The sequence below is a fragment of the Micromonospora globbae genome, assembly GCF_036184225.1.
In the GTDB taxonomy this organism is placed as follows: domain Bacteria; phylum Actinomycetota; class Actinomycetes; order Mycobacteriales; family Micromonosporaceae; genus Micromonospora; species Micromonospora globbae.
This window is the reverse complement of the sequence record NZ_CP108084.1, coordinates 6,570,104-6,589,854: the sequence shown is the minus strand read 5'-3', so window position 1 is coordinate 6,589,854 and position 19,751 is coordinate 6,570,104. Positions and strand designations below refer to the sequence as shown.

Here is a 19,751-nt window from a genome sequence, read left to right as displayed (position 1 = left end):
CAGCGGCGCGCCCCACGGGAGGACACTAACGCGATACATCGCGATACGGCAAGACTGTCGCGAGTGCTCAGGCCGCCAGGTCGAGCCCCCGGACCCCGGCGGGGCTCCCCGCCGCCTCCGTGACGCCGCCGCGTGGCGACGGCACCGCCGCCAGCGGGCGCGACGGCACGGGGACCAGGTGCACGGCCGACTCCGCGGCCCGGGCGAGCAACCGCCGGTCCGCGTCCACACCGGGGTGCAGCGCGGCGGCCACGGTCACGTGGACGGTCAGGCCCCGCACCGAGACCACCCGGCGTACCGAGCGCACCAGCGTCTCCTCGCCGAGGAACGCGGCCGCCGTGGTCGCGGCCCCGCTGGCCGTGCACCGGTAGCCGATCCGCAGCGGCACGACCGGGGCGCCGGTGTCGACCGCCGCCTGGAACACGGCGGGGCGGAAACCGCGGCGCGGCCGGCAGCCGGCCGCGCCGTCCCCGGCGCACCAGGTCGTACCCTCCGGGAAGACCGCCACCGGGCGGCCGGCCCGCAGCGCGTCGGCGACCCGGCCGACCACCGCCGGAAGCTGCCGCGGCCGGGACCGGTCCACGAAGACGGTGCCCGCGGCGCCGGCCAGCAGCCCGACCAGCGGCCAGGACCGGACCTCCCGCTTGGCCACCAGCCGGGCCGGCGCGACGGCCAGCACCACGAGGACGTCCAGCCAGGACACGTGGTTGGCGACCAGCAGGGCCCGCCGGCGCGGCGGCCGGCCGCGGACCGCCAGCCGCACCCCGAAGGCGCGCAGCGTCCCCCGCGCCCAGGCGCGCACCGCCGCCTGCCCGTCACGCTCGGGCAGGACCGGCAGCAGCACGGCCAACCCGGTGCCGAGCAGCAGCATCCCCGCACCCGCGAGCAGGCGGCCCGCCCGCCGGGCCACCCCGACGGCGGGCACCTCCCCCGGCGCGGGCAGGCACCCCGGCCCGCAGCCCGACGCGGGACGCCAGAGGTCGTCCGCCCCGGCGGTCACCGCTGTTCCCCGAGGAAGTGCCGCAGGTAGCGGGGGTTCATGCGGTCCAGGGACAGCAGCACGTAGAAGTCGGCCACCCCGAAGTCCGGGTCGTACGCCGGCTCGCCGCAGATCCACGCGCCGAGCCGCAGGTAGCCGCGCAGCAGCGGCGGAACCAGCTCGCCCTTGCCGTCCGCCGGCGGGGTCACCCCGGCCGGCGCCTCGGCGAACCAGGGCCGCCGGGGGCGCACCCGCAGCGGCGGCGGCGCCAGGTGACGGGCCTGGGCCCGCGCCCACACCTGGGCCACCGCCCGGCCGCCGTCGCCCACCGGAACCGAGGCGCAGCCGCCCAGCCAGCGGGAACCGCGCAGGTGCAGGTAGCGGGTGATGCCGGCCCACATGAGGGTGATGACGGCGCCGGTGCGGTGGTCGGGGTGGACGCAGGAGCGGCCCGCCTCGACGAGGTCGTCGCGCAGCGGCGCGAGCGCGGCGAGGTCGAACTCCGTGTCGGCGTACCGCCGGTCGGTCCGGCCGGGCGGGAGCAGCCGGTAGGTGCCGACCACCGCTCCCGTGCTCTCCTGCCGGACGATCAGGTGGTCGCAGTGCGGGTCGAACGGATCCACGTCCCGGCCCTCGGCGTCCGGGCGCAGCGTGGCGCCGAGTTCGGTGGCGAACACCTCGTGGCGGAGGCGTTGCGCGGCCGCGACCTGGGTCGGGTCGTCGGCGATCAGCAGGGTGTAACCGCTGGTCGTCAGGGGTGCCCCAGCGGCGTGCAGAACGGCCATGGGACCTGTGTAGGTCCCCGGGGTTGCCGGCCCGGGTGGCGAGGAGTGTCGATCCGGTGAACGCCGGTCGGCCACCCGTGTGCGGTCGGCGTGCCGGGCGTGCGAGGCTGCCGGGCGGGACCCGGCGGTGGCGCCGGGCCGCGTACCCGGGGAGGTCAGGCGATGCGCATCGGATCCCGCTACAACGGGCCACCCGGCTCGGGCAACGGCGGCTGGAGCGCCGGGCTGTTCGCCGCCGCGGGAGGACCCGGACCGGTCGAGGTGACGCTGCGCCGCCCGCCCCCGCTGGACACGCCCCTCGTCCTCGCCGACGGCGAGGTCCGGGACCCGGCCGGGCTCGTGGTCGCCGAGGTGCGCCCCACCGACGCCGTGGACGCCGTGGTGCCGCCGGTCGACCTGCCCACCGCGACAGCCGCGTCGGCCGCGTACCCCGGGCTGGTCGCGCACCCCTTCCCCGGCTGCTACGTCTGCGGCCCGGACCGGGCCGACGGGCTGCGGATCTTCCCCGGCCGGCTGCCCGACGGCCGGACGGCCGCCCCGTTCCACGTCCCGGAGCAGGTGACCGAGGCGACGGTCTGGGCCGCGCTGGACTGCCCGGGCGGCTGGTCGGTGATCGCCCCCGGCCGGCCCTACGTCCTGGGACGGATCGCCGCGCGGGTGGACGCGCTCCCCCGGCCGGGTGACGACTGCGTGGTGACCGGCGTGACCGTCGACGTCGAGGGGCGCAAGGCCCGTGTGCACACCAGCCTGTACGGTCCGGACGGCACGCTGCTCGCCTGCGCCCGCGCCACCTGGGTCGCGTTGCCGCCCGCCGCGGGGTGACCGCCGGCGGCGTCTCCTAGTCCGCGAGGTGGACGCGACTCCTGCCTGAGGTGGAGGCGCGGGTACGGACCACGCCTGATTGACCTTGTTGCGCTCGCCCGTCACGCTGTGCAACGGCGTACCTCGACGCCACCCGCACGGGAGGAGAACGATGTCTGACGGGCAGCGAAGCCCCACCAGTGACGGTCAGATCGTGGTGTCCGGCCTGACGAAGCAGTACCGCAACGTCCGGGCGGTCAACAACCTGTCCTTCACGATCGAGCCGGGTCGGGTGACCGGCTTCCTCGGCCCGAACGGCGCCGGGAAGACCACCACCCTGCGCATGCTGCTGAACCTGGTCACGCCGACCAGTGGCACGGCGACCATCAGCGGACACCGGTACGCCGACCTGACCGAGCCGCTGCGGCACGTGGGCGCGGTGCTGGAGGCGTCCAGCGCGCACAAGGGCCGCACCGGGATCAACCACCTGCGGGTGATCTGCGCGGCGGCCGGCCTGCCGAAGCGGCGCGCCGACGAGGCGCTGGCCCTCGTCGGGCTGACCCCCGCGGCCAAGCGGAAGTTCAAGGGCTACTCGCTCGGCATGAAGCAGCGGCTCGGCATCGCCGCGGCCATGCTCGGCGACCCGCGGGTCCTCATCCTCGACGAGCCGGCCAACGGGCTGGACCCGGAGGGGATCCGGTGGATGCGCGGGTTCCTCAAGGGCCTGGCCCACGAGGGACGCACGGTGCTGGTCTCCAGCCACCTGCTGTCGGAGATGCAGCTGCTCGCCGACGACGTGGTCATCATCGCGGCGGGCCAGCTCGTCCGGCAGGGGCCGGTCGAGCAGGTCATCGGGTCGATGACGCACGGCGGCGCCCGGGTCCGCGTCCGCACCCCGCACGCCGAGGCCCTCGTCACCGCGCTCAAGGCCCAGAACGCCACCGTGGACGCCGACGGGCAGGGCGCCCTGATCGTCACCGGCGTGGACGCCCCGACGGTCGGCCGGGCCGCCCTCGGCGCGGGCGTCGAACTGCACGAACTGACCACGGAACGGCCCGACCTCGAAGGGGTCTTCCTGGAGCTGACGGCCGGAAAGGCGGGGATCCGATGAACCTGGTCCGAGCCGAGCTTCTCAAGATCCGCACCACCAGCACCTGGTGGTGGCTCGCCGTCGGCGCGTTCGTGTCGATCGCCCTGGCCTTCGCGTTCAACGCGTGGATGGCCAGCACGGTGCTCGGCGGCGACGCCGAAACCCTCGGCGTGAGCGGGGAGCAGGCGACCCCGGCCGCGCAGGCGGCGAACATCTACACCTCGGGTCAGTACCTCGGGCTGATGTTCGTGATGCTCATCGGCATCCTGATGGTCACCAACGAGTTCTTCCACCAGACCGCGACCACGACGTTCCTCGCCACGCCGCGGCGGACGTCGGTGATCCTCGGCAAGCTGGCCGCCGCCAGCCTGCTGGGCTTCCTGTTCTGGCTGGCCACCACGGTGATCGACCTCGTGGCCGGCGCGACGTTCCTGTCCCTCAACGACCACGGCACGCAGCTCGGTGAGTGGCCGGTGCAGCGGGCGCTGCTGTTCAACCTGCTGGCGTACACGATCTGGACGATCCTCGGGGTGGGCATCGGCACGCTCATCACCAACCAGCTCGGGGCCGTCATCACCGCGGCCGTGCTCTACCTCGTGGGCACCCAGGTGGTCGGCCTGCTGTTCCTGCTCCTGTCGAACCTGCTCGACTCGCAGGCGGTGCTCAAGTGGCAGGTGATCTGGCCCGCCGTCGCGTCCCAGGTGATGATCAGCGAGGGGCAGTCGGAGTTCGTGCCCGCCTGGTGGGTGGGCGCCCTCGTGCTGGTCGGCTACGCCATCGTCAGCGGCGTCGCCGGCGTCCTGATCACCCGACGGCGCGACATCGCCTGACCTGCGCGTCCGGCCAGGTCACGACGGCCCCGCGGCGGTGGTGTCCCACCAGCGCCCGCGGGGCCGTCGGTCATAGCAGGAGTCAATGGGACACGCAGCGCTTACTGAACTTCTGGCATCTTCTGTGAAACGGAACACCCGACGGAGGCGGAAATGCCTGGGGGATCCGTACGGCGTAGCCTTGGGGCGTCCCGCACCGGCTTCTGACACAGGGCCGGGCGGGCCCGCGTGCCACACCAGAACCGGCGTGAAAGAGGCGATTAGCGGCCGTGTCGACCCAGCAGACTTCGCAGGAGAACCCACTGGCGGGTTTCGGCCCGAACGAGTGGATCGTCGAGGAGATGTACCAGCGGTATCTCGCCGACCCCAACAGCGTCGACTCGGCCTGGCACGACTTCTTCGCCGACTACCGTCCGGCGCCGGGCGCGGCCACCCCACGACCGGACGGCAAGCCGGCCCCGGCCGCCGCCCCGGAGCCCGCCGAGCAGCAGGAGGCGGTCGCCACCGTCACGCAGTCCGCCCCCGCCAAGCCGGCGGCCGCTCCCGCCAAGCCGGCGGCCGCTCCCGCGAAGCCGGCCGAGAGCAAGCCGGCCGCGGCGGCTCCGGCCGCTCCCGCCAAGCCGGCGGCGAAGCCCGCCCCCGCGAAGCCGGCCGCCGCCGCGCCGAAGGCCACCGGCCCGCAGACCACGCCGCTGCGCGGCGTCGCCGCGAAGATCGTCCAGAACATGGACGCCTCGCTGAGCGTGCCGACCGCGACCAGCGTGCGCGCCGTCCCGGCCAAGCTGCTCGTCGACAACCGCATCGTCATCAACAACCACCTCGCCCGCGGTCGCGGCGGCAAGGTCAGCTTCACCCACCTCATCGGGTACGCGATGGTCCGGGCGCTGGTCCAGCACCCGGAGATGAACAACTCCTACGCCGAGGTCGACGGCAAGCCGGCCATGGTCCGCCCGGAGCACGTCAACCTGGGCATCGCCATCGACCTGGTCCGCCCCGACGGCAGCCGCAACCTGGTGGTCCCCTCCATCAAGGGCTGCGAGCAGATGGACTTCCGGCAGTTCTGGCAGGCGTACGAGGACGTCGTCCGGCGTGCCCGCCGCAACGAGCTGACCATGGAGGACTACGCGGGCACGACGATCTCCCTGACCAACCCGGGCGGCATCGGCACCGTCCACTCGATGCCGCGGCTCATGCAGGGGCAGAGCGCGATCATCGGCGTCGGCGCCATGGAGTACCCGGCGCCGTACCAGGGCATGTCCGAGGCCACCCTCGCCGAACTGGCGGTCAGCAAGGTCATCACGCTGACCAGCACGTACGACCACCGGGTCATCCAGGGCGCGCAGTCCGGCGAGTTCCTCAAGGCCATGCACGAGCTGATCCTCGGTGAGCACGGCTTCTACGACGAGATCTTCACCTCGCTGCGCATCCCGTACGAGCCGGTGCGCTGGGTGCGCGACGTGGCGGTCAACTCCGAGGGCCAGATCAACAAGACGGCCCGCGTACACGAGCTGATCCACGCGTACCGGGTGCGCGGCCACCTGATGGCCGACACCGACCCGCTCGAGTTCAAGATCCGCAAGCACCCGGACCTGGACGTCCTCCAGCACGGGCTGACCCTGTGGGACCTCGACCGCGAGTTCCCCGTCAACGGCTTCGCCGGCCGGCAGCGCATGAAGCTGCGCGAGATCCTCGGCGTGCTGCGCGACTCGTACTGCCGCCGCGTCGGCATCGAGTACATGCACATCCAGGACCCGGAGGAGCGGCGCTGGATCCAGGAGCGGATAGAGCGCAAGTACGAGAAGCCCACGCCGGACGAGCAGAAGCACGTGCTCAACCGGCTCAACGCCGCCGAGGCGTTCGAGACCTTCCTCCAGACGAAGTACGTCGGCCAGAAGCGCTTCTCGCTGGAGGGCGGCGAGTCGCTCATCCCGCTGCTCGGCGAGGTGCTGGAGGCGGCCGCCGAGGGGGGCCTCGACGAGGTCGTCATCGGCATGGCGCACCGCGGCCGGCTCAACGTGCTGGCGAACATCGTCGGCAAGCCGTACGAGAAGATCTTCTCGGAGTTCGAGGGGCACCTGGACCCGCGTTCCACGCAGGGCTCGGGCGACGTGAAGTACCACCTGGGGCAGAACGGCAAGTTCACGACCCCGGACGGCGCCCACTCGGTGAAGGTCTCGGTGGTGGCCAACCCGTCCCACCTGGAGGCCGTGGACCCGGTGCTGGAGGGCATCGTCCGGGCCAAGCAGGACCGCATAGACCTCAAGCTGGAGGGCTACACGGTGCTGCCGCTCGCGGTGCACGGCGACGCCGCGTTCGCCGGCCAGGGCGTGGTGGCCGAGACGCTCAACCTGTCCCAGCTGCGCGGCTACCGCACCGGCGGCACCGTGCACGTGGTGGTCAACAACCAGGTCGGCTTCACCACCGCGCCGGAGTACTCGCGGTCGAGCCTCTACAGCACCGATGTCGCGCGGATGATCCAGGCGCCGATCTTCCACGTCAACGGTGACGACCCCGAGGCCGTCGTCCGGGTCGCCCGGCTGGCCTTCGAGTACCGCCAGGCGTTCAACAAGGACGTCGTGATCGACATGGTCTGCTACCGCCGGCGCGGGCACAACGAGGGCGACGACCCGTCGATGACCAACCCGCAGATGTACAAGATCATCGACTCGAAGCGGTCGGTCCGGAAGCTGTACACCGAGGAGCTCATCGGCCGGGGCGACATCACCGTCGAGGACGCGGAGGAGCTGCTGCGCGACTACCAGGCCCAGCTCGAACGGGTCTTCAAGGCCACGCGCGACGCCGCCACCGCGCCCCGGCAGCTCAGCCGGCCGCGCCGCGAGGATGAGCCGGAGCCGCAGGTGGACACCGCCACCGACGCCTCGGTCGTCCGGGCCATCGGTGAGGCGCACGTCAACCTCCCGGAGGGCTTCACCCCGCACAAGCGCATCCAGCAGCTGCTCGAGCGGCGGGCCAAGATGGCGGTCGAGGGCAACATCGACTGGGGCTTCGGCGAGATCATCGCGTTCGGCTCCCTGCTGCACGACGGCGTCACCGTCCGGCTCGCCGGGCAGGACTCGCGCCGCGGCACGTTCGTGCAGCGGCACGCCTCGATCGTCGACGCGCGGACCGGCGCGGACTACATCCCGCTCCAGTCGTTCACCGGCGACGGCGAGCGCTCCCGGTTCTTCGTGCACGACTCGCTGCTCAGCGAGTACGCGGCGATGGGCTTCGAGTACGGCTACTCGGTGGAGAACGTCAACGCGCTGGTCTGCTGGGAGGCCCAGTTCGGCGACTTCGTCAACGGCGCCCAGTCGGTCATCGACGAGTTCGTCTCGTCGGGTGAGGTCAAGTGGGGTCAGCGCTCCGCGGTGACCCTGCTGCTGCCGCACGGCCACGAGGGTCAGGGCCCGGACCACACCTCCGGCCGGCCGGAGCGCTTCCTCCAGCTCTGCGCGGAGGACAACATGCGGGTCGCCATTCCGACCACCCCGGCGAACTACTTCCACCTGCTGCGGCGCCAGGCGCTGTCGCCGAAGCGGAAGCCGCTCGTGGTGTTCACGCCGAAGTCGCTGCTGCGGCACCGGCTCTGCGTGTCGTCCGTCGAGGACTTCACGACGGGCACCTTCCAGCCGGTGCTGCCCGACCTGGCCGCCCCGGCGCCGGAGTCGGTGAAGCGGGTGCTGCTCTGCTCGGGCAAGGTCTACTACGACCTGTACCAGGCCCGTCAGCAGCGGGGCATCACGGACACCGCGATCATCCGGATCGAGCAGCTCTACCCGATGCCGGTCGAGGAGGTCCGGGCCGCGCTGGCGCAGTACCCGAACGCCGAGGACTTCGCCTGGGTGCAGGAGGAGCCGGCCAACCAGGGCGCCTGGTCGTTCGTCGCCCTGAACCTGCTGGAGCACCTGGCCGACGTGCGGCTGCGCCGGATCTCCCGCCCGGCGGCGGCCGCTCCGGCGGTCGGCTCGGCCAAGATGCACGAGGTCGAGCAGAACGCGCTGATCGAGGCGGCGCTCCCCCGCCCGTGACCTGAGCACCGTCGTCAGCCGGGGCAGGGCCGTCGTGGACGGCCCTGCCCCGGCCGCGTCGGTGGACACCCCGCCCGGCGCCCGCCGGGCCCGGACCAAGGACGGACCGATGTACTTCACCGACCGCGGCATCGAGGAACTGGTCGAGCGCCGGGGTGACGAACAGGTGAGCGTCGAGTGGCTCGCCGAGCGCCTGCGTGACTTCGTCGACCTGAACCCGGAGTTCGAGACCCCCGTCGAGCGCTTCGCCACCTGGCTCGCCCGCCTCGACGACGAGGACGAGGACTGACCCCCGTCCGCCCACCCGACGAACGGACGTTCGCCGTGCTACCGCCTCTCCCCCCGCACGTCCGGCGATCGGCCGTGGTGGCCGGCGCCGCGTTCGCCCTGCTCCTCGCCGGCTGCGGCGACGAGCCGGCGCCGCCGCGCCCGTCGACCACGGCGGCGGGCGCCACGGCCGCCGCCCCGCCCCCACCGCCGGTCTTCTACGTCGACCCGGACAACCCGGCCGAGGAGGAGGCGGCACGCCTGGCGGCGCAGGGGCGGACCGGCGACGCCGCGGCGCTGCGCGAGATCGCCACCCGCCCGACCGCGAAGTGGCTCACCGGCGAGGAGGACCCGGTACGCGACGAGGTGGACGATTACCTCGAAGAGGCGCAGCTGGCCGGCCAGACGCCGGTGCTGGTGGCGCACAACGTGCCGGAGCGGGACTGCGGGCGGCAGGGCGACGGGGGCGCCAGCGACGTCGTGGCGTACGCGCGATGGATCCGCGATCTGGCGTCCGGCGTGAACGGCCGGCCCGTCATCGTCGTCCTCGAGCCCGGGGCGGTACCGGACGCCGTCTCGGGCTGCCCGCACGACGTGCCCGGGCGGCTCGCGCTGCTCCGGGACGCCGTGGCGGTCCTGAAGAGCACCGGCAGCGCCCAGGTCTACCTCGACGCCGGCCACCCCGCCTGGATCGGCGACGTGAACGCCCTCGCGGCGACGCTGCGTGAGGCCGGGGTCGGCGAGGCCGACGGGTTCGCGCTCAACGTGGCGAACTTCGTCCGGACCGACGAGGTCGTCCGCTACGGGCACCGGATCTCCGACGCCCTCGGCGGGGCCGCCCGGTTCGTGATCGACACCAGCCGCAACGGCAACGGCCCGTACCCGGACGCGACCGCGGACGGCGCACCGAGCTGGTGCAATCCGCCGGGGCGGGCGCTCGGCGAGGAGCCGACCGCCGACCCGGGCCTGGACCGGGTGGACGCGCTGCTGTGGGTCAAGTACCCGGGCGAGTCGGACGGCGCGTGCCGCCCCGGCGAGCCGGAGGGCGGCGAATGGTGGCCCCAGTACGCTCTCGGCCTGGTCCGCAACGCGCGCTGACCGGGCCGGCCGTCGGGGGTGCGGGGCGTCGTCAGCCGTTCCCGCTCGACACCGCCGGTTCCAGTCCGGTGCGCCGCAGCTTCTGCCAGCCCAGCCGGCCGCCGGTCAGCGCAGTGACGACCGACTGGAGCAGCACGAGATACATGAGCTGCCGGTAGACGAACTGCTGCAACGGGAGGACCCACAGCACGCCCAGCTTCTCGCGGTCCAGCCGGAACGCCACAGCCGCCGTGAGGAACTGCACGCCCAGCATGACCAGCCACGCGATGGCCGTCGCCGTCCGGTCGAGGAAGAACAGGCCGTAGATCGCCAGCAGGTCGATCACCGGCGCCATCAGCGGCAGCAGCACACCGAACAGGCTGAGGAACAGCAGGCAGCGGCGGGTGTACCGGCCCGAGGCGCCCTGGTCGAGCAACGACCGGCGGTGCTTCCACATCGCCTGCATGGTGCCGTAGCTCCACCGGTAGCGCTGCTTCCACAGCTGGCCCATCGTGGCGGGCGCCTCGGTCCACGCGCGGGCCGTCTCCTCGTACACCACCTTCCAGCCGGCCCGCCCGACCGCCATGGTGATGTCGGTGTCCTCGGCCAGGGTGTCGTCGCTGACCCCGCCGGCGTAGCGCAGCGCCTGCCGGCGGAACGCGCCGATGGCGCCGGGCACCGTGGACATGCAGCGCAGCGTCTCGTACAGGCGGCGGTCGAGGTTGAAGCCGATGACGTACTCGATGTGCTGCCACTTGGCGATGAGGCTCGTACGGTTGCCGACCTTGACGTTGCCGGCCACGGCGCCCACCTGCGGGTCGGCGAACGGCTGGACGAGCCGCCGTACGGAGTCGCGCTCGAGGACCGTGTCGCCGTCGACCATCACGATCAGGTCGTGCCGGGCCAGCGCCACGCCGGTGTTCAGGGCGCTGGACTTGCCGCCGTTCGGCTTCCGGACGACCCGGACGTTCGACAGACCGAGGGCGTCCACGATGTCGGCCGTCCCGTCGGTCGACCCGTCGTCGACGACGATGACCTCGATGCCGCCCGGATGGTCGCCGCCGGCCAGCGACCGGACCGCCGCGGCGATCCCCTCCTTCTCGTTGTAGGCGGGCACGACCACCGACACCGGATCGGTCACCGGCGGTCCCCATGCCCACGTCCGGGAGCGGCGGCGGCGGGCGTGCCGCAGCGCGAGGACGAACAGCATGACCGTACGCCCGATGGTGAGCACGCCCACGACGACGAAGAGGATCCCGAACAGGCCCAGTGTGGCGTCGGCGCCCCGCACGGCCCAGGCGAGGATCGTGCCGCGCCAGCGGTCCGCACCCGACGCCGGCGGGTTCGCGACCGCCCGTTGGTCGATCCCGGCCGCCGCGAGTGCGAGGTTCAGCCCCTCCGTCACGGTGGTGAAGCGGTAACCCCGCTCCTTCATCAGCGGGATGTAGCGGTCCAACGCCGCCACCGTCTGCGCCCGGTCACCGCCCGCGTCGTGCCAGAGGGTGATCGCGCCGGAGTATCCGGGGGGCACGGCGTTGGCGACCACCCGGTCCACGCCGGGTCGTTCCCAGTCCAGGCTGTCGGTGTCGTTGAGCACCGTGAGGTAGCCGAGGTCGCCCGCCTCGGTCACCAGCGGCCAGTCGTGATCGTCGATGGCGTTCGCGAACGACGAGTAGGGGAAGCGGACGAGGGTTGCCTCGACGCCGGCCGCGCTGGCGAGCGCCAGCTGGGTCTGCGCGTACTCCAGCCGGCGGCGCCAGCCGGGCAGGGTGGCCAGGTCGGGGTGCGTGAACGTGTGCACCCCGATCTCGTGCCCGGCGACGACCATGTCCCGGACGAGCCCGGGGTGCCGGGCGACCTGCGACCCCATGACGAAGAACGTGGCCGGGACGTCGTACTTCGCGAGCACCCGCAGGATCTCCGGTGTCCAGGTGGGATCGGGACCGTCGTCGAAGGTGAGCGCGAGGGTCCGGGCCGGGAGCCGGTAGGAGCGGACGTCGCCGTCGGCGGCCGTGAGGATGGGACCGCCGTCCACCACGTCGGCGGGAACCCGGGTCTGGCCGTGGTCGGTGTGCTGGCGGTCGGGCACGAAGGCGGCGTTCGCGTACGCGCCCACGAAGAGGACGCCGGCCAGGACGACGAGCAGCATCCCCAGCACGGTCCAGCTCGGTGGTGGCACGACCCGCCGGGCGCGGCCGTGCCGGGCGACCCGGGGCGGCCGGGCGGGCTCGGTGGGCCGGGTGAAGAGCCGCTCAGCCATGGTCGAGCTGGAGGGCCGCCGCCGCGTCGGACACCGTGGGCGGCGCCGGGCGGCCGGTGTCCGGCGGCTCGGCGGGACGGCCGGGCCGTCCGTCCGCGGGGGTGGGGGTCGGCGGGGTGGCGCGAGCGCGGGTGGGGCTCGGCGTGGTGCGGGCGCGGGTGGCGCTCGGGGTCACGGCAGGCGCCGGGGAGGTCCGCGCGTGGCTCTGGGTCGGCGTGGGCCGCTGGTCGGCGGGGCCGGTCGGACCGGCGGTCGGCGCCACCGCGGGCATCGGCGGGGGCTGCCAGGGCTGCTTCGTCGACTCGACGAACGGCAGCACCGATCCGGGGCTCACCGACGCCCCCGCGAAGCTCGCGCCGACGAGCCCCGTGTAGGCGAGCCCGACCAGCCCGAAGGCGTACGCGACCCGCCGCAGGCGCATCCGCCGCCGGCCGGTCGGGTCGACGAAGACCGGTGGCAGCCGCGGAACGGCGGCCATCACCATGGTGGGGCTTTCCACGACCGGTGGGATGAGGACGGTCGGGCTGTCGGTCACGGCCGGGATGACGATGGTCGGGCTGTCGGTCACGGCCGGCGCGACGGTCGGAGTCCCGGCGGCGCGCCGGACGGCGGCCGGAGCTTCGGTTGGCGACTGCACGACCGTCGTACTCTCGGCCGGGGCCTCGCTCGGACGCTGGGTCGGCACGGCCTGCGCGGCGGTCGGGCGGTCGGTCACGGGAAGCGAGTCTAGCGAGACGACCTCGCATCTCTTCGGGCCTCCCACCCCGGGATATGGATGCCGGCCGAGGTGGTTCGCCCAGGGCTGCGGGCCGTCCGACCCGGCCGGCCGTCGGCGCCGCGAGCGAGCGTCAGGACGGACCGTCGACGCGGCGCAGGTACGCCTCCACGGCGGCCGTGGTCCGGGCCACGTCGCCGGTCGCCAGCAGGTCGAGCAGCGCGCCGCGGAGGACCGCCAGGCCGAGGACGGCGTCGGTCCCGGCGCGGTCGCCGCCGGTGCGGGCGGCCAGCAGGTCGAGCCAGTCCGCCACGGTCTGCCGGGCGAAACCCGCCCACGGGCCGTCCGGCTCGCTGAGCGAGCGGGCGTACGCCTGGAGCCAGAGGACCAGCATCGGCCGGTGCGCCGGGGCCACGAGCCATTCCCAGGTGGTGCGCAGGGCCGCGCCGACGTCGCCCGCCTCGCCCGCGTTCCGGGCCCGGTCGAGCGCGGCCGTCTCGTCGGCGCGGGCCCGGGCGAGCAGGGCGCGGATCAGTCCGTCCTTGGAGCCGAAGAGGAAGAGCAGGACCCGGGGGCTGGATCCGACGGCCGCGGCGAGGGGGCGCAGGGACAGCTCGGAGAGCCCGTGTTCCAGCGCGTACCGGTAGGCCCGCTCGAGGAGTTCCTCTCGGCGGGCGCTGGGGGGTCGCTCGTCAGGAGTCACAGCGCTACTCTGCCACTGAAACGACTGTTTCAGTAGTGGAGGTGCCCCATGGGTGAGCCGCTCATCCGTCCGCTCGACCGCCCCGGCGACCTGGGCTGGGTGGTGATGGCGCACGGCGAGATGTACGCCGCCGAGTTCGGCTGGGACACGAGCTTCGAGGCGCTCGTGGCCCGCATCGTCGCCGACTACGCGGCCGGTCACGATCCCGACCGGGAGGCCGCGTGGATCGCCGAGCTCGACGGCCGGCGGGTCGGTTGCGTGTTCTGCGTCGCCGCCGACGAGCAGACCGCCCAGCTCCGGATCCTGCTGGTCGACCCGGCCGCGCGGGGCCGCCACCTCGGCGGTCGGCTGGTCGACGAGTGCCTGACCTTCGCCCGGCGCGCCGGGTACGCCCGGATGCGGCTGTGGACCAACCACCCACTGGTCGCCGCGCGCCGGATCTACCTCTCCCGGGGGTTCCGGCTCGTCGCCGAGGAGCCGCACCGCAGCTTCGGCGTCGACCTGACCGGGCAGGTGTACGAGCGGGACCTGGCCCCGGTCGGCACCGGCCCCGGGCACGAGGACCCCGACGCGGGGCAGCGCGATCTTGTAGCGTGAGGTTCGTGGCGCGGAGCGTGTACCTCACCAGCGTGGGATCGGGCGGGGGGAAATCGACAGTCGCGCTCGGCCTGGCCGAACTGCTCTCCCGCCAGGTGGGGCGGATCGGCGTGTTCCGGCCGCTCGTCCCCGGCAACGGCCCGGACCCGATCCTCGCCCTGCTGAGCGAGCGCTACCGGGTCGACCTGCCGGTGGCCGAGCTGGCCGGCGCCACGTACGCCGAGGCCACCACGCTCGTCGCCGACGGCCGGCGCGAGGAGCTGATCTCCCGCATCGTCGAGCGGTACCGGGCGGTCGAGCGTCACTGCCCGACGGTCGTCGTGGTGGGCAGCGACTTCGACGACACCGGCGACCCGGCGCGGCCCCGCGAACTCGCGTTCAACGCCCGCCTGGCCACCGAGTTCGGCAGCGTCGTGGTGCCCGTCGTGGACGGCTTCGAGCAGGAGCCGGCGGCCGTCGCGGCGGCCGCCCGCGGCGCGTACCACGATCTCGCGGACCTGGGCGCCACCGTGCTCGCCGTCGTCGCCAACCGGGTGCCCGCCCCCATGACGATGCCGGAGCTACCCGTGCCGGCGTACGCCATCCCCGAGGTGCCGACCGTGTCGGCACCGACGGTGGCCGAGGTGGCCGCGGCGCTGGACGCGACCGTGCTGGCCGGCGACGACGCCGCGCTCAGCCGGGACGTGCTCGACTACGTGGTCGGCGCCGCGCACGTGCCGACCCTGCTCGAGCACCTGACGACGGGGGCCCTGATGATCACCCCCGGTGACCGGGCCGACCTGCTGGTCGCGGCGAGCGCGGCCCACGTCGCCGGGCAGGTCTCCCTCGCCGGGCTCGTCCTCACCCTCGGGGAGCGCCCCGACCCGCGGGCCATGCGGCTCGTCGAGCAGCTCAACACCGGCCTCGCCGTGCTCTCCGTACGCACGGACAGCTTCGACACGGTCGCCGCGTCCAGCCGGATCGAGGGCCGCCTGAGCGCCGGCAACCCGCGCAAGGTCGAGGCCGCGCTCGGCGCGTTCGAGTCACACGTGGACACCGTGGACCTGGCCCGGCGGCTGCGGGTGAGCCGGTCCGCGCGGGTCACCCCGCTGATGTTCGAGAACGAGCTGATCGACCGCGCCCGCGGGCAGCGCCGCCACGTGGTGCTGCCCGAGGGGACCGAGGAGCGGATCCTGCGCGCGGCGGAGATCCTGCTGCGCCGGGGCGCCGCCGACCTCACCCTGCTGGGCCGGCCCGACGAGGTGGCCCGCCGGGCCCGAGAGCTGGGCGTCGACGTCGGCGACGCGCACGTCGTGGACCCGGTCACCGACGAGCGGCGCGACGCGTTCGCCGCCGAGTACGCCCGGCTGCGCGCCCACCGGGGCGTCACCGAGGAACTGGCCCACGACGTCGTGGCGCAGCCCAACTACTTCGGCACGCTCATGGTGCGGGCCGGGTACGCCGACGGCATGGTCTCCGGCGCCACCCACACGACGGCCGCCACGATCCGCCCCGCCTTCGAGATCATCCGGACGGTGCCGGGTGTCTCCGTGGCGTCGAGCGTCTTCTTCATGCTGCTCGCCGACCGGGTGCTCGTCTACGGCGACTGCGCGGTCAACCGCGACCCGGACGCCACCCAGCTCGCCGACATCGCCATCTCGTCGGCGGGCACCGCGGCCCGGTTCGGCATCGAACCGCGGGTGGCGATGCTCTCCTACTCGACCGGCAGTTCGGGCGCCGGTGAGGACGTCGAGAAGGTCGCGGCGGCCACCGAACTGGTACGCCGGCGCCGGCCGGAACTGCTCGTGGAGGGCCCGATCCAGTACGACGCGGCGATCGACCCGGCGGTGGCCGCCACGAAGCTGCCGGGCAGCCCCGTCGCCGGCCGGGCGACGGTCTTCATCTTCCCGGACCTGAACACCGGCAACAACACGTACAAGGCGGTGCAGCGTTCCGCCGGGGCCGTCGCGGTCGGTCCCGTCATGCAGGGGCTGCGCCGGCCGGTCAACGACCTGTCGCGCGGCGCCACGGTGCCCGACATCGTCAACACGGTGGCGATCACCGCGATCCAGGCGGCCGCGACGGCCGAGGAGGTCTCATGAGCCGGGTGCTGGTGCTCAACTGCGGGTCGTCGTCGGTGAAGTACCGGCTCTACGACGGCGAAGAGGTGCGGGACAAGGGCACGGTCGAGCGGATCGGCGAGCCGGGCGGCGGGCCGGCCGACCACGAGAGCGCCGTCCGGGGCATCCTCGCCGGGCTGGACCTGTGCGGGTTGGCCGCCGTGGGGCACCGGGTGGTGCACGGCGGCAAGAAGTTCGAGCGCCCCGTCCTCATCGACGACGCGGTGCTGGCCGCGATCCGCGACCTGGTCCCGCTGGCGCCGCTGCACAACCCGCCGAACCTCGCGGGCATCGCCGTGGCCCGGGAGGCCCTGCCGGACGTGCCGCAGGTCGCGGTCTTCGACACGGCGTTCCACCACACGCTGCCGCCGTCCGCCTCGACGTACGCGATCGCCCGCGACACGGCCGACCGGTACGGCATCCGGCGGTACGGCTTCCACGGCACGTCCCACGCGTACGTGTCGCGCCGCACGGCGGACCTGCTCGGCCGCCCGTACGACGCGCTGAACATCATCACCCTGCACCTCGGCAACGGGGCCAGCGCGTGCGCGGTCTCCGGCGGCCGCAGCGTGGCCACCTCGATGGGCATGTCGCCGCTGGAGGGCCTGGTCATGGGCACCCGCAGCGGGGACCTCGACCCGACGGTCATCTTCCACCTGCGCCGCGAGGGCGGGCTCTCGGTGGACGAGATCGACGACCTGCTCAACCACCGCAGCGGGCTGCTGGGGCTCACCGGCGCCAACGACATGCGCGAGGTGCTCGCCCGGCGGGCCGACGGTGATCCCGCGGCCGCCCTCGCCTTCGACGTCTACTGCCGGCGCATCACCGGCTACGTCGGGGCGTACTACGCACTGCTGGGCCGGGTCGACGCGATCACGTTCACGGCGGGCGTCGGCGAGCACGCCGCGCCCGTGCGCGAGGCCGCCCTGGCCGGCCTCGACCGCCTCGGCATCACGGTCGACCCGGCGCGCAACGCCGGCGACGGCGACCGCCTCATCTCAGCCGACGGGGCCGAGGTGGCGGTCTGCGTCGTGGCCACCGACGAGGAGCGCGAGATCGCCCGCGCGGCCCGCCAGGTGGTCGCCGAGGGCGCCTGACCCGTCGCGGGGCGTGCGCCACGGCGGCCGCGTCGGATCGGCGGCCGTACCCCGCACGGCCCGGGCAGCGGCGGGGCCGGGGCGGCGGTCAGGCGACGGCGAGGGCAACGGCCAGGCCGGGATGACGGTCAGGCGACGGCGAGCCAGACGGCCAGGGCGAGCAGCACGACGGCGACCACGGCCGCGCCGAGGACCACCGGCAGCCGCCCGGCGGTGCCGGCCGGGGCGTCCGGCTCGGCGCTGTGGGCGAAGGCGCGGAACGCCTCGGTGTTGCCGCTCGGATCGCTGTAGTTCTCAGGCATGCCGTGACCCTAGCGAAGCCCGTCCAACGGGGTCGGCCCGCGGCCGCCCGCTCCCGGTGTCGCCGTCCGGCCGGCGGACCCGCTGCCGGCCACCGGGTTGGCCGGCGGAAGCCGGACGGTGGGCCGCCGCCGGACCCCTACCGTGTAACCGTGGGGGCGAGGCGGCTGCTGGCCGTGCTGACGACGGCGCTGCTCGCGGGCTGCGCCCCGGCCGCCGCCGGGACGGGGGCGCCGGCGGCGACGCGCCGGGCGCCCGAGGGGACGTACGCCGTCGGCGTGCGCACGTTCACCCTCGACCCGGGCTCGGCGCGCCCCCTTCCGGTGACCGTCTGGTATCCGGCGGAGGGCGGCGAGGTCGCCCGCGGGCGGTTCCCGGTGGTCGTCTACAGCCACGGGCTGGACAGCCTCCCCGAACTGCACGCCGGGCTCACCACCCGCTGGGCCGCCGCCGGTTTCGTGGTGGCCGCTCCGGCCTTCCCGCACACCCGACGGGGCGCGGCGCGGTTCACCCGGGCCGACGTACGGCACCAGCCGGCCGACGGCTGGCGGGTGATCCGGCACCTGGTGCGGCTGGACGGGCGCCGGGGCGACCCGCTGGCCGGGCATCTCGACGTCGCCCGGTTCGCGGCGGCCGGCCACTCGGCGGGCGGGTTCACCACCGCGGGGATGTTCACCTCCGGGCACGCGGCACGGCTGCGGGCCGGCGTGATCATCGCCGGTGGGGGGATCGCCGGCAGTTTCGCGGGGCCGCCCGCCCCGCTGCTGTTCGTGCACGGCACCGCCGACCCGGTGGTGCCGCTCGCGGTGGGCCGCGCGGCGTTCCGGCGTACCACGGGCCCGGCCGCGTTCCTCAGCGTGCTCGGCCAGGGCCACGGCGAGTACCTCGTGCCCGGACGGCCCGGTTTCGCGCAGGTCCTCGCCACCACCACCGACTTCCTCCGCTGGAGCCTCTACGGCGACGCGGACGCCCTTCGCCGTCTGCCCGCCGACGCCCGGGCACCGGCCCTCACCCGCTACGAGTCCCGCCTCGACCAATGACCCCCGGCATCACGCCGCCGACCTCGCCCGGCTGCGGGCCATCCGCACCGCACCGGAACGCTGACGGCGGGTTACCGGTCTCTCCGGCCGGGCACAATCGGATTCATGTCCCGTCGCCGCCCTGCCGCCCTGCTCACCGCCGCCCTGCTCGTGGTCGGTCTCGCGGGCTGCTCGGGGAAGGCGCAGACCGCCGAGCGGGCGACGGTGCCGGGCACGCCGTCGGTCAGCGCCACGCCGGCGCCGCGGGCGACCACCGGCACGGCCCCCCGGACGCGCTTCGCCGTCGGCGTACGCGAACTGGAGCTGAACCGGGACGGCAACCGGCCGCTGCCGGTGACGATCTGGTACCCGGCGGCCGGGCCGGCCGGAGGCGGACCGGAGCGCGAGGCGACGGCGGCCGACGGCGCCTTCCCCGTGGTGATGTTCAGCCACGGCCTGGACGCCGAGCCGGATGACTACGCGATCCTGCTCACCCGCTGGGCGGCGGCCGGCTTCGTGGTGGCCGCGCCGACCTTCCCGCACACCTCCCGGGGCGCCGACGGCAACGTGCTCGACGTGCTCAACCAGCCGGCCGACGTGTCGTACGCGCTCACGCGGGTCCTGGCGTTGAACGACCGGGCCGGTGACCCGCTGCGCGGCCGGCTGGCCACCGACCGGGTGGCGGCGGCCGGGCACTCGGCCGGCGGGGTCACCACGATCGGCCTGTTCACGGCGGGGCGCGACGAGCGGCTGGACGCCGGCGTCGTCCTCGCCGGCACGGCGTTGGGCGTGGGCACGGCGTTCGCCGGTACGGCGGCGCCGCAACTGTTCGTGCACGGCGAACTGGACGAGGTGGTCGACTACGCCGCGGGCCGGGCCGCGTACGACGCGGTGCCGTGGCCGAAGGCGATGCTGAGCCTCACCCGCGGCGACCACGGGCGGGCGTTGCTCACCGACGGCGACGCGCTGCGGGTGGTGTCCGACACCACCGTCGAGTTCCTCCGCTGGTCGCTCTACGGGGACGCGGCGGCGAAGCGACGCATCGCCACCGAAGCCACCCGCGGCGGCCTGGGAACGCTCGACGACCACCTCTGATCAGCCGGC

The 19,751-nt window shown here is 74.2% G+C and carries 17 protein-coding genes; 11 read left to right on the top strand and 6 right to left on the bottom strand.

Annotation, left to right across the window (positions count from 1 at the left end):
- Positions 1–67 precede the first annotated feature (67 nt).
- Together OG994_RS30230 and OG994_RS30225 are read right to left on the bottom strand one after the other, a co-directional pair.
- Positions 68–1,000: a lysophospholipid acyltransferase family protein gene (locus tag OG994_RS30230; RefSeq protein ID WP_328851700.1), complete on the bottom strand. Its 933-nt coding sequence runs from the start codon at positions 998–1,000 to the stop codon at positions 68–70.
- Complete coding sequence (locus OG994_RS30225; protein WP_120329068.1) at positions 997–1,764, bottom strand: GNAT family N-acetyltransferase; 768 nt, start codon at positions 1,762–1,764, stop codon at positions 997–999. Before OG994_RS30225 ends, OG994_RS30230 begins: the two co-directional genes overlap by 4 nt.
- A gap of 162 nt (positions 1,765–1,926) precedes the next feature.
- On the opposite strand from OG994_RS30225, the gene OG994_RS30220 reads away from it, so the two are divergent.
- The 6 genes from OG994_RS30220 to OG994_RS30195 all read left to right on the top strand — a co-directional run bounded on the left by OG994_RS30220 (position 1,927) and on the right by OG994_RS30195 (position 9,878).
- On the top strand, positions 1,927–2,586 hold the full coding sequence (locus tag OG994_RS30220; RefSeq protein WP_328851699.1) for a hotdog family protein: 660 nt from the start codon (positions 1,927–1,929) through the stop codon (positions 2,584–2,586).
- 151 nt (positions 2,587–2,737) lie between these two features.
- Positions 2,738–3,676, top strand: a complete 939-nt coding sequence (locus OG994_RS30215) for an ABC transporter ATP-binding protein (RefSeq protein ID WP_120329066.1) — start codon at positions 2,738–2,740, stop codon at positions 3,674–3,676.
- Positions 3,673–4,485 (top strand): ABC transporter permease, encoded by an 813-nt coding sequence (locus OG994_RS30210; RefSeq protein WP_328851698.1) that lies wholly within the window; start codon positions 3,673–3,675, stop codon positions 4,483–4,485. Before OG994_RS30215 ends, OG994_RS30210 begins: the two co-directional genes overlap by 4 nt.
- A gap of 269 nt (positions 4,486–4,754) precedes the next feature.
- Positions 4,755–8,513: a multifunctional oxoglutarate decarboxylase/oxoglutarate dehydrogenase thiamine pyrophosphate-binding subunit/dihydrolipoyllysine-residue succinyltransferase subunit gene (locus OG994_RS30205; RefSeq protein ID WP_120329064.1), complete on the top strand. Its 3,759-nt coding sequence runs from the start codon at positions 4,755–4,757 to the stop codon at positions 8,511–8,513.
- Between the two features lie 109 nt (positions 8,514–8,622).
- On the top strand, positions 8,623–8,802 hold the full coding sequence (locus tag OG994_RS30200) for a DUF6104 family protein (RefSeq protein WP_120329137.1): 180 nt from the start codon (positions 8,623–8,625) through the stop codon (positions 8,800–8,802).
- Between the two features lie 35 nt (positions 8,803–8,837).
- On the top strand, positions 8,838–9,878 hold the full coding sequence (locus OG994_RS30195; protein ID WP_328851697.1) for a glycoside hydrolase family 6 protein: 1,041 nt from the start codon (positions 8,838–8,840) through the stop codon (positions 9,876–9,878).
- A gap of 31 nt (positions 9,879–9,909) precedes the next feature.
- On the opposite strand, the gene OG994_RS30190 is transcribed toward OG994_RS30195, so the two are convergent.
- From OG994_RS30190 to OG994_RS30180, 3 genes are all read right to left on the bottom strand, one after another.
- The gene (locus OG994_RS30190; protein ID WP_328851696.1) at positions 9,910–12,117 is read right to left on the bottom strand and encodes a bifunctional polysaccharide deacetylase/glycosyltransferase family 2 protein; all 2,208 of its coding nucleotides are present in this window, start codon (positions 12,115–12,117) and stop codon (positions 9,910–9,912) included.
- Complete coding sequence (locus OG994_RS30185) at positions 12,110–12,832, bottom strand: hypothetical protein (RefSeq protein ID WP_158610099.1); 723 nt, start codon at positions 12,830–12,832, stop codon at positions 12,110–12,112. Before OG994_RS30185 ends, OG994_RS30190 begins: the two co-directional genes overlap by 8 nt.
- Before the next feature lie 133 nt (positions 12,833–12,965).
- Entirely contained in the window at positions 12,966–13,535 is a 570-nt protein-coding gene (locus OG994_RS30180) for a TetR/AcrR family transcriptional regulator (RefSeq protein ID WP_328851695.1), read from the bottom strand.
- Between the two features lie 48 nt (positions 13,536–13,583).
- Here OG994_RS30180 and OG994_RS30175 point away from each other — a divergent pair, with 48 nt between their 5' ends.
- The 3 genes from OG994_RS30175 to OG994_RS30165 are packed head-to-tail and all read left to right on the top strand — an operon-like array spanning position 13,584 to position 17,328.
- On the top strand, positions 13,584–14,132 hold the full coding sequence (locus OG994_RS30175) for a GNAT family N-acetyltransferase (RefSeq protein WP_328851694.1): 549 nt from the start codon (positions 13,584–13,586) through the stop codon (positions 14,130–14,132).
- Positions 14,129–16,213 (top strand): phosphate acetyltransferase, encoded by a 2,085-nt coding sequence (pta, locus tag OG994_RS30170; protein WP_328851693.1) that lies wholly within the window; start codon positions 14,129–14,131, stop codon positions 16,211–16,213. Before OG994_RS30175 ends, pta begins: the two co-directional genes overlap by 4 nt.
- Complete coding sequence (locus OG994_RS30165) at positions 16,210–17,328, top strand: acetate/propionate family kinase (RefSeq protein ID WP_328851692.1); 1,119 nt, start codon at positions 16,210–16,212, stop codon at positions 17,326–17,328. Before pta ends, OG994_RS30165 begins: the two co-directional genes overlap by 4 nt.
- A gap of 128 nt (positions 17,329–17,456) precedes the next feature.
- Here OG994_RS30165 and OG994_RS30160 read toward each other — a convergent pair whose 3' ends face one another.
- Entirely contained in the window at positions 17,457–17,630 is a 174-nt protein-coding gene (locus OG994_RS30160; protein WP_192902158.1) for a hypothetical protein, read from the bottom strand.
- Positions 17,631–17,780: 150 nt separating this feature from the next.
- On the opposite strand from OG994_RS30160, the gene OG994_RS30155 reads away from it, so the two are divergent.
- Positions 17,781–18,668 (top strand): alpha/beta hydrolase family protein, encoded by an 888-nt coding sequence (locus OG994_RS30155; protein ID WP_120329057.1) that lies wholly within the window; start codon positions 17,781–17,783, stop codon positions 18,666–18,668.
- A 105-nt stretch (positions 18,669–18,773) separates the two neighbouring features.
- Positions 18,774–19,742 (top strand): alpha/beta hydrolase family protein, encoded by a 969-nt coding sequence (locus tag OG994_RS30150; RefSeq protein ID WP_328851691.1) that lies wholly within the window; start codon positions 18,774–18,776, stop codon positions 19,740–19,742.
- Positions 19,743–19,751: the final 9 nt, after the last annotated feature.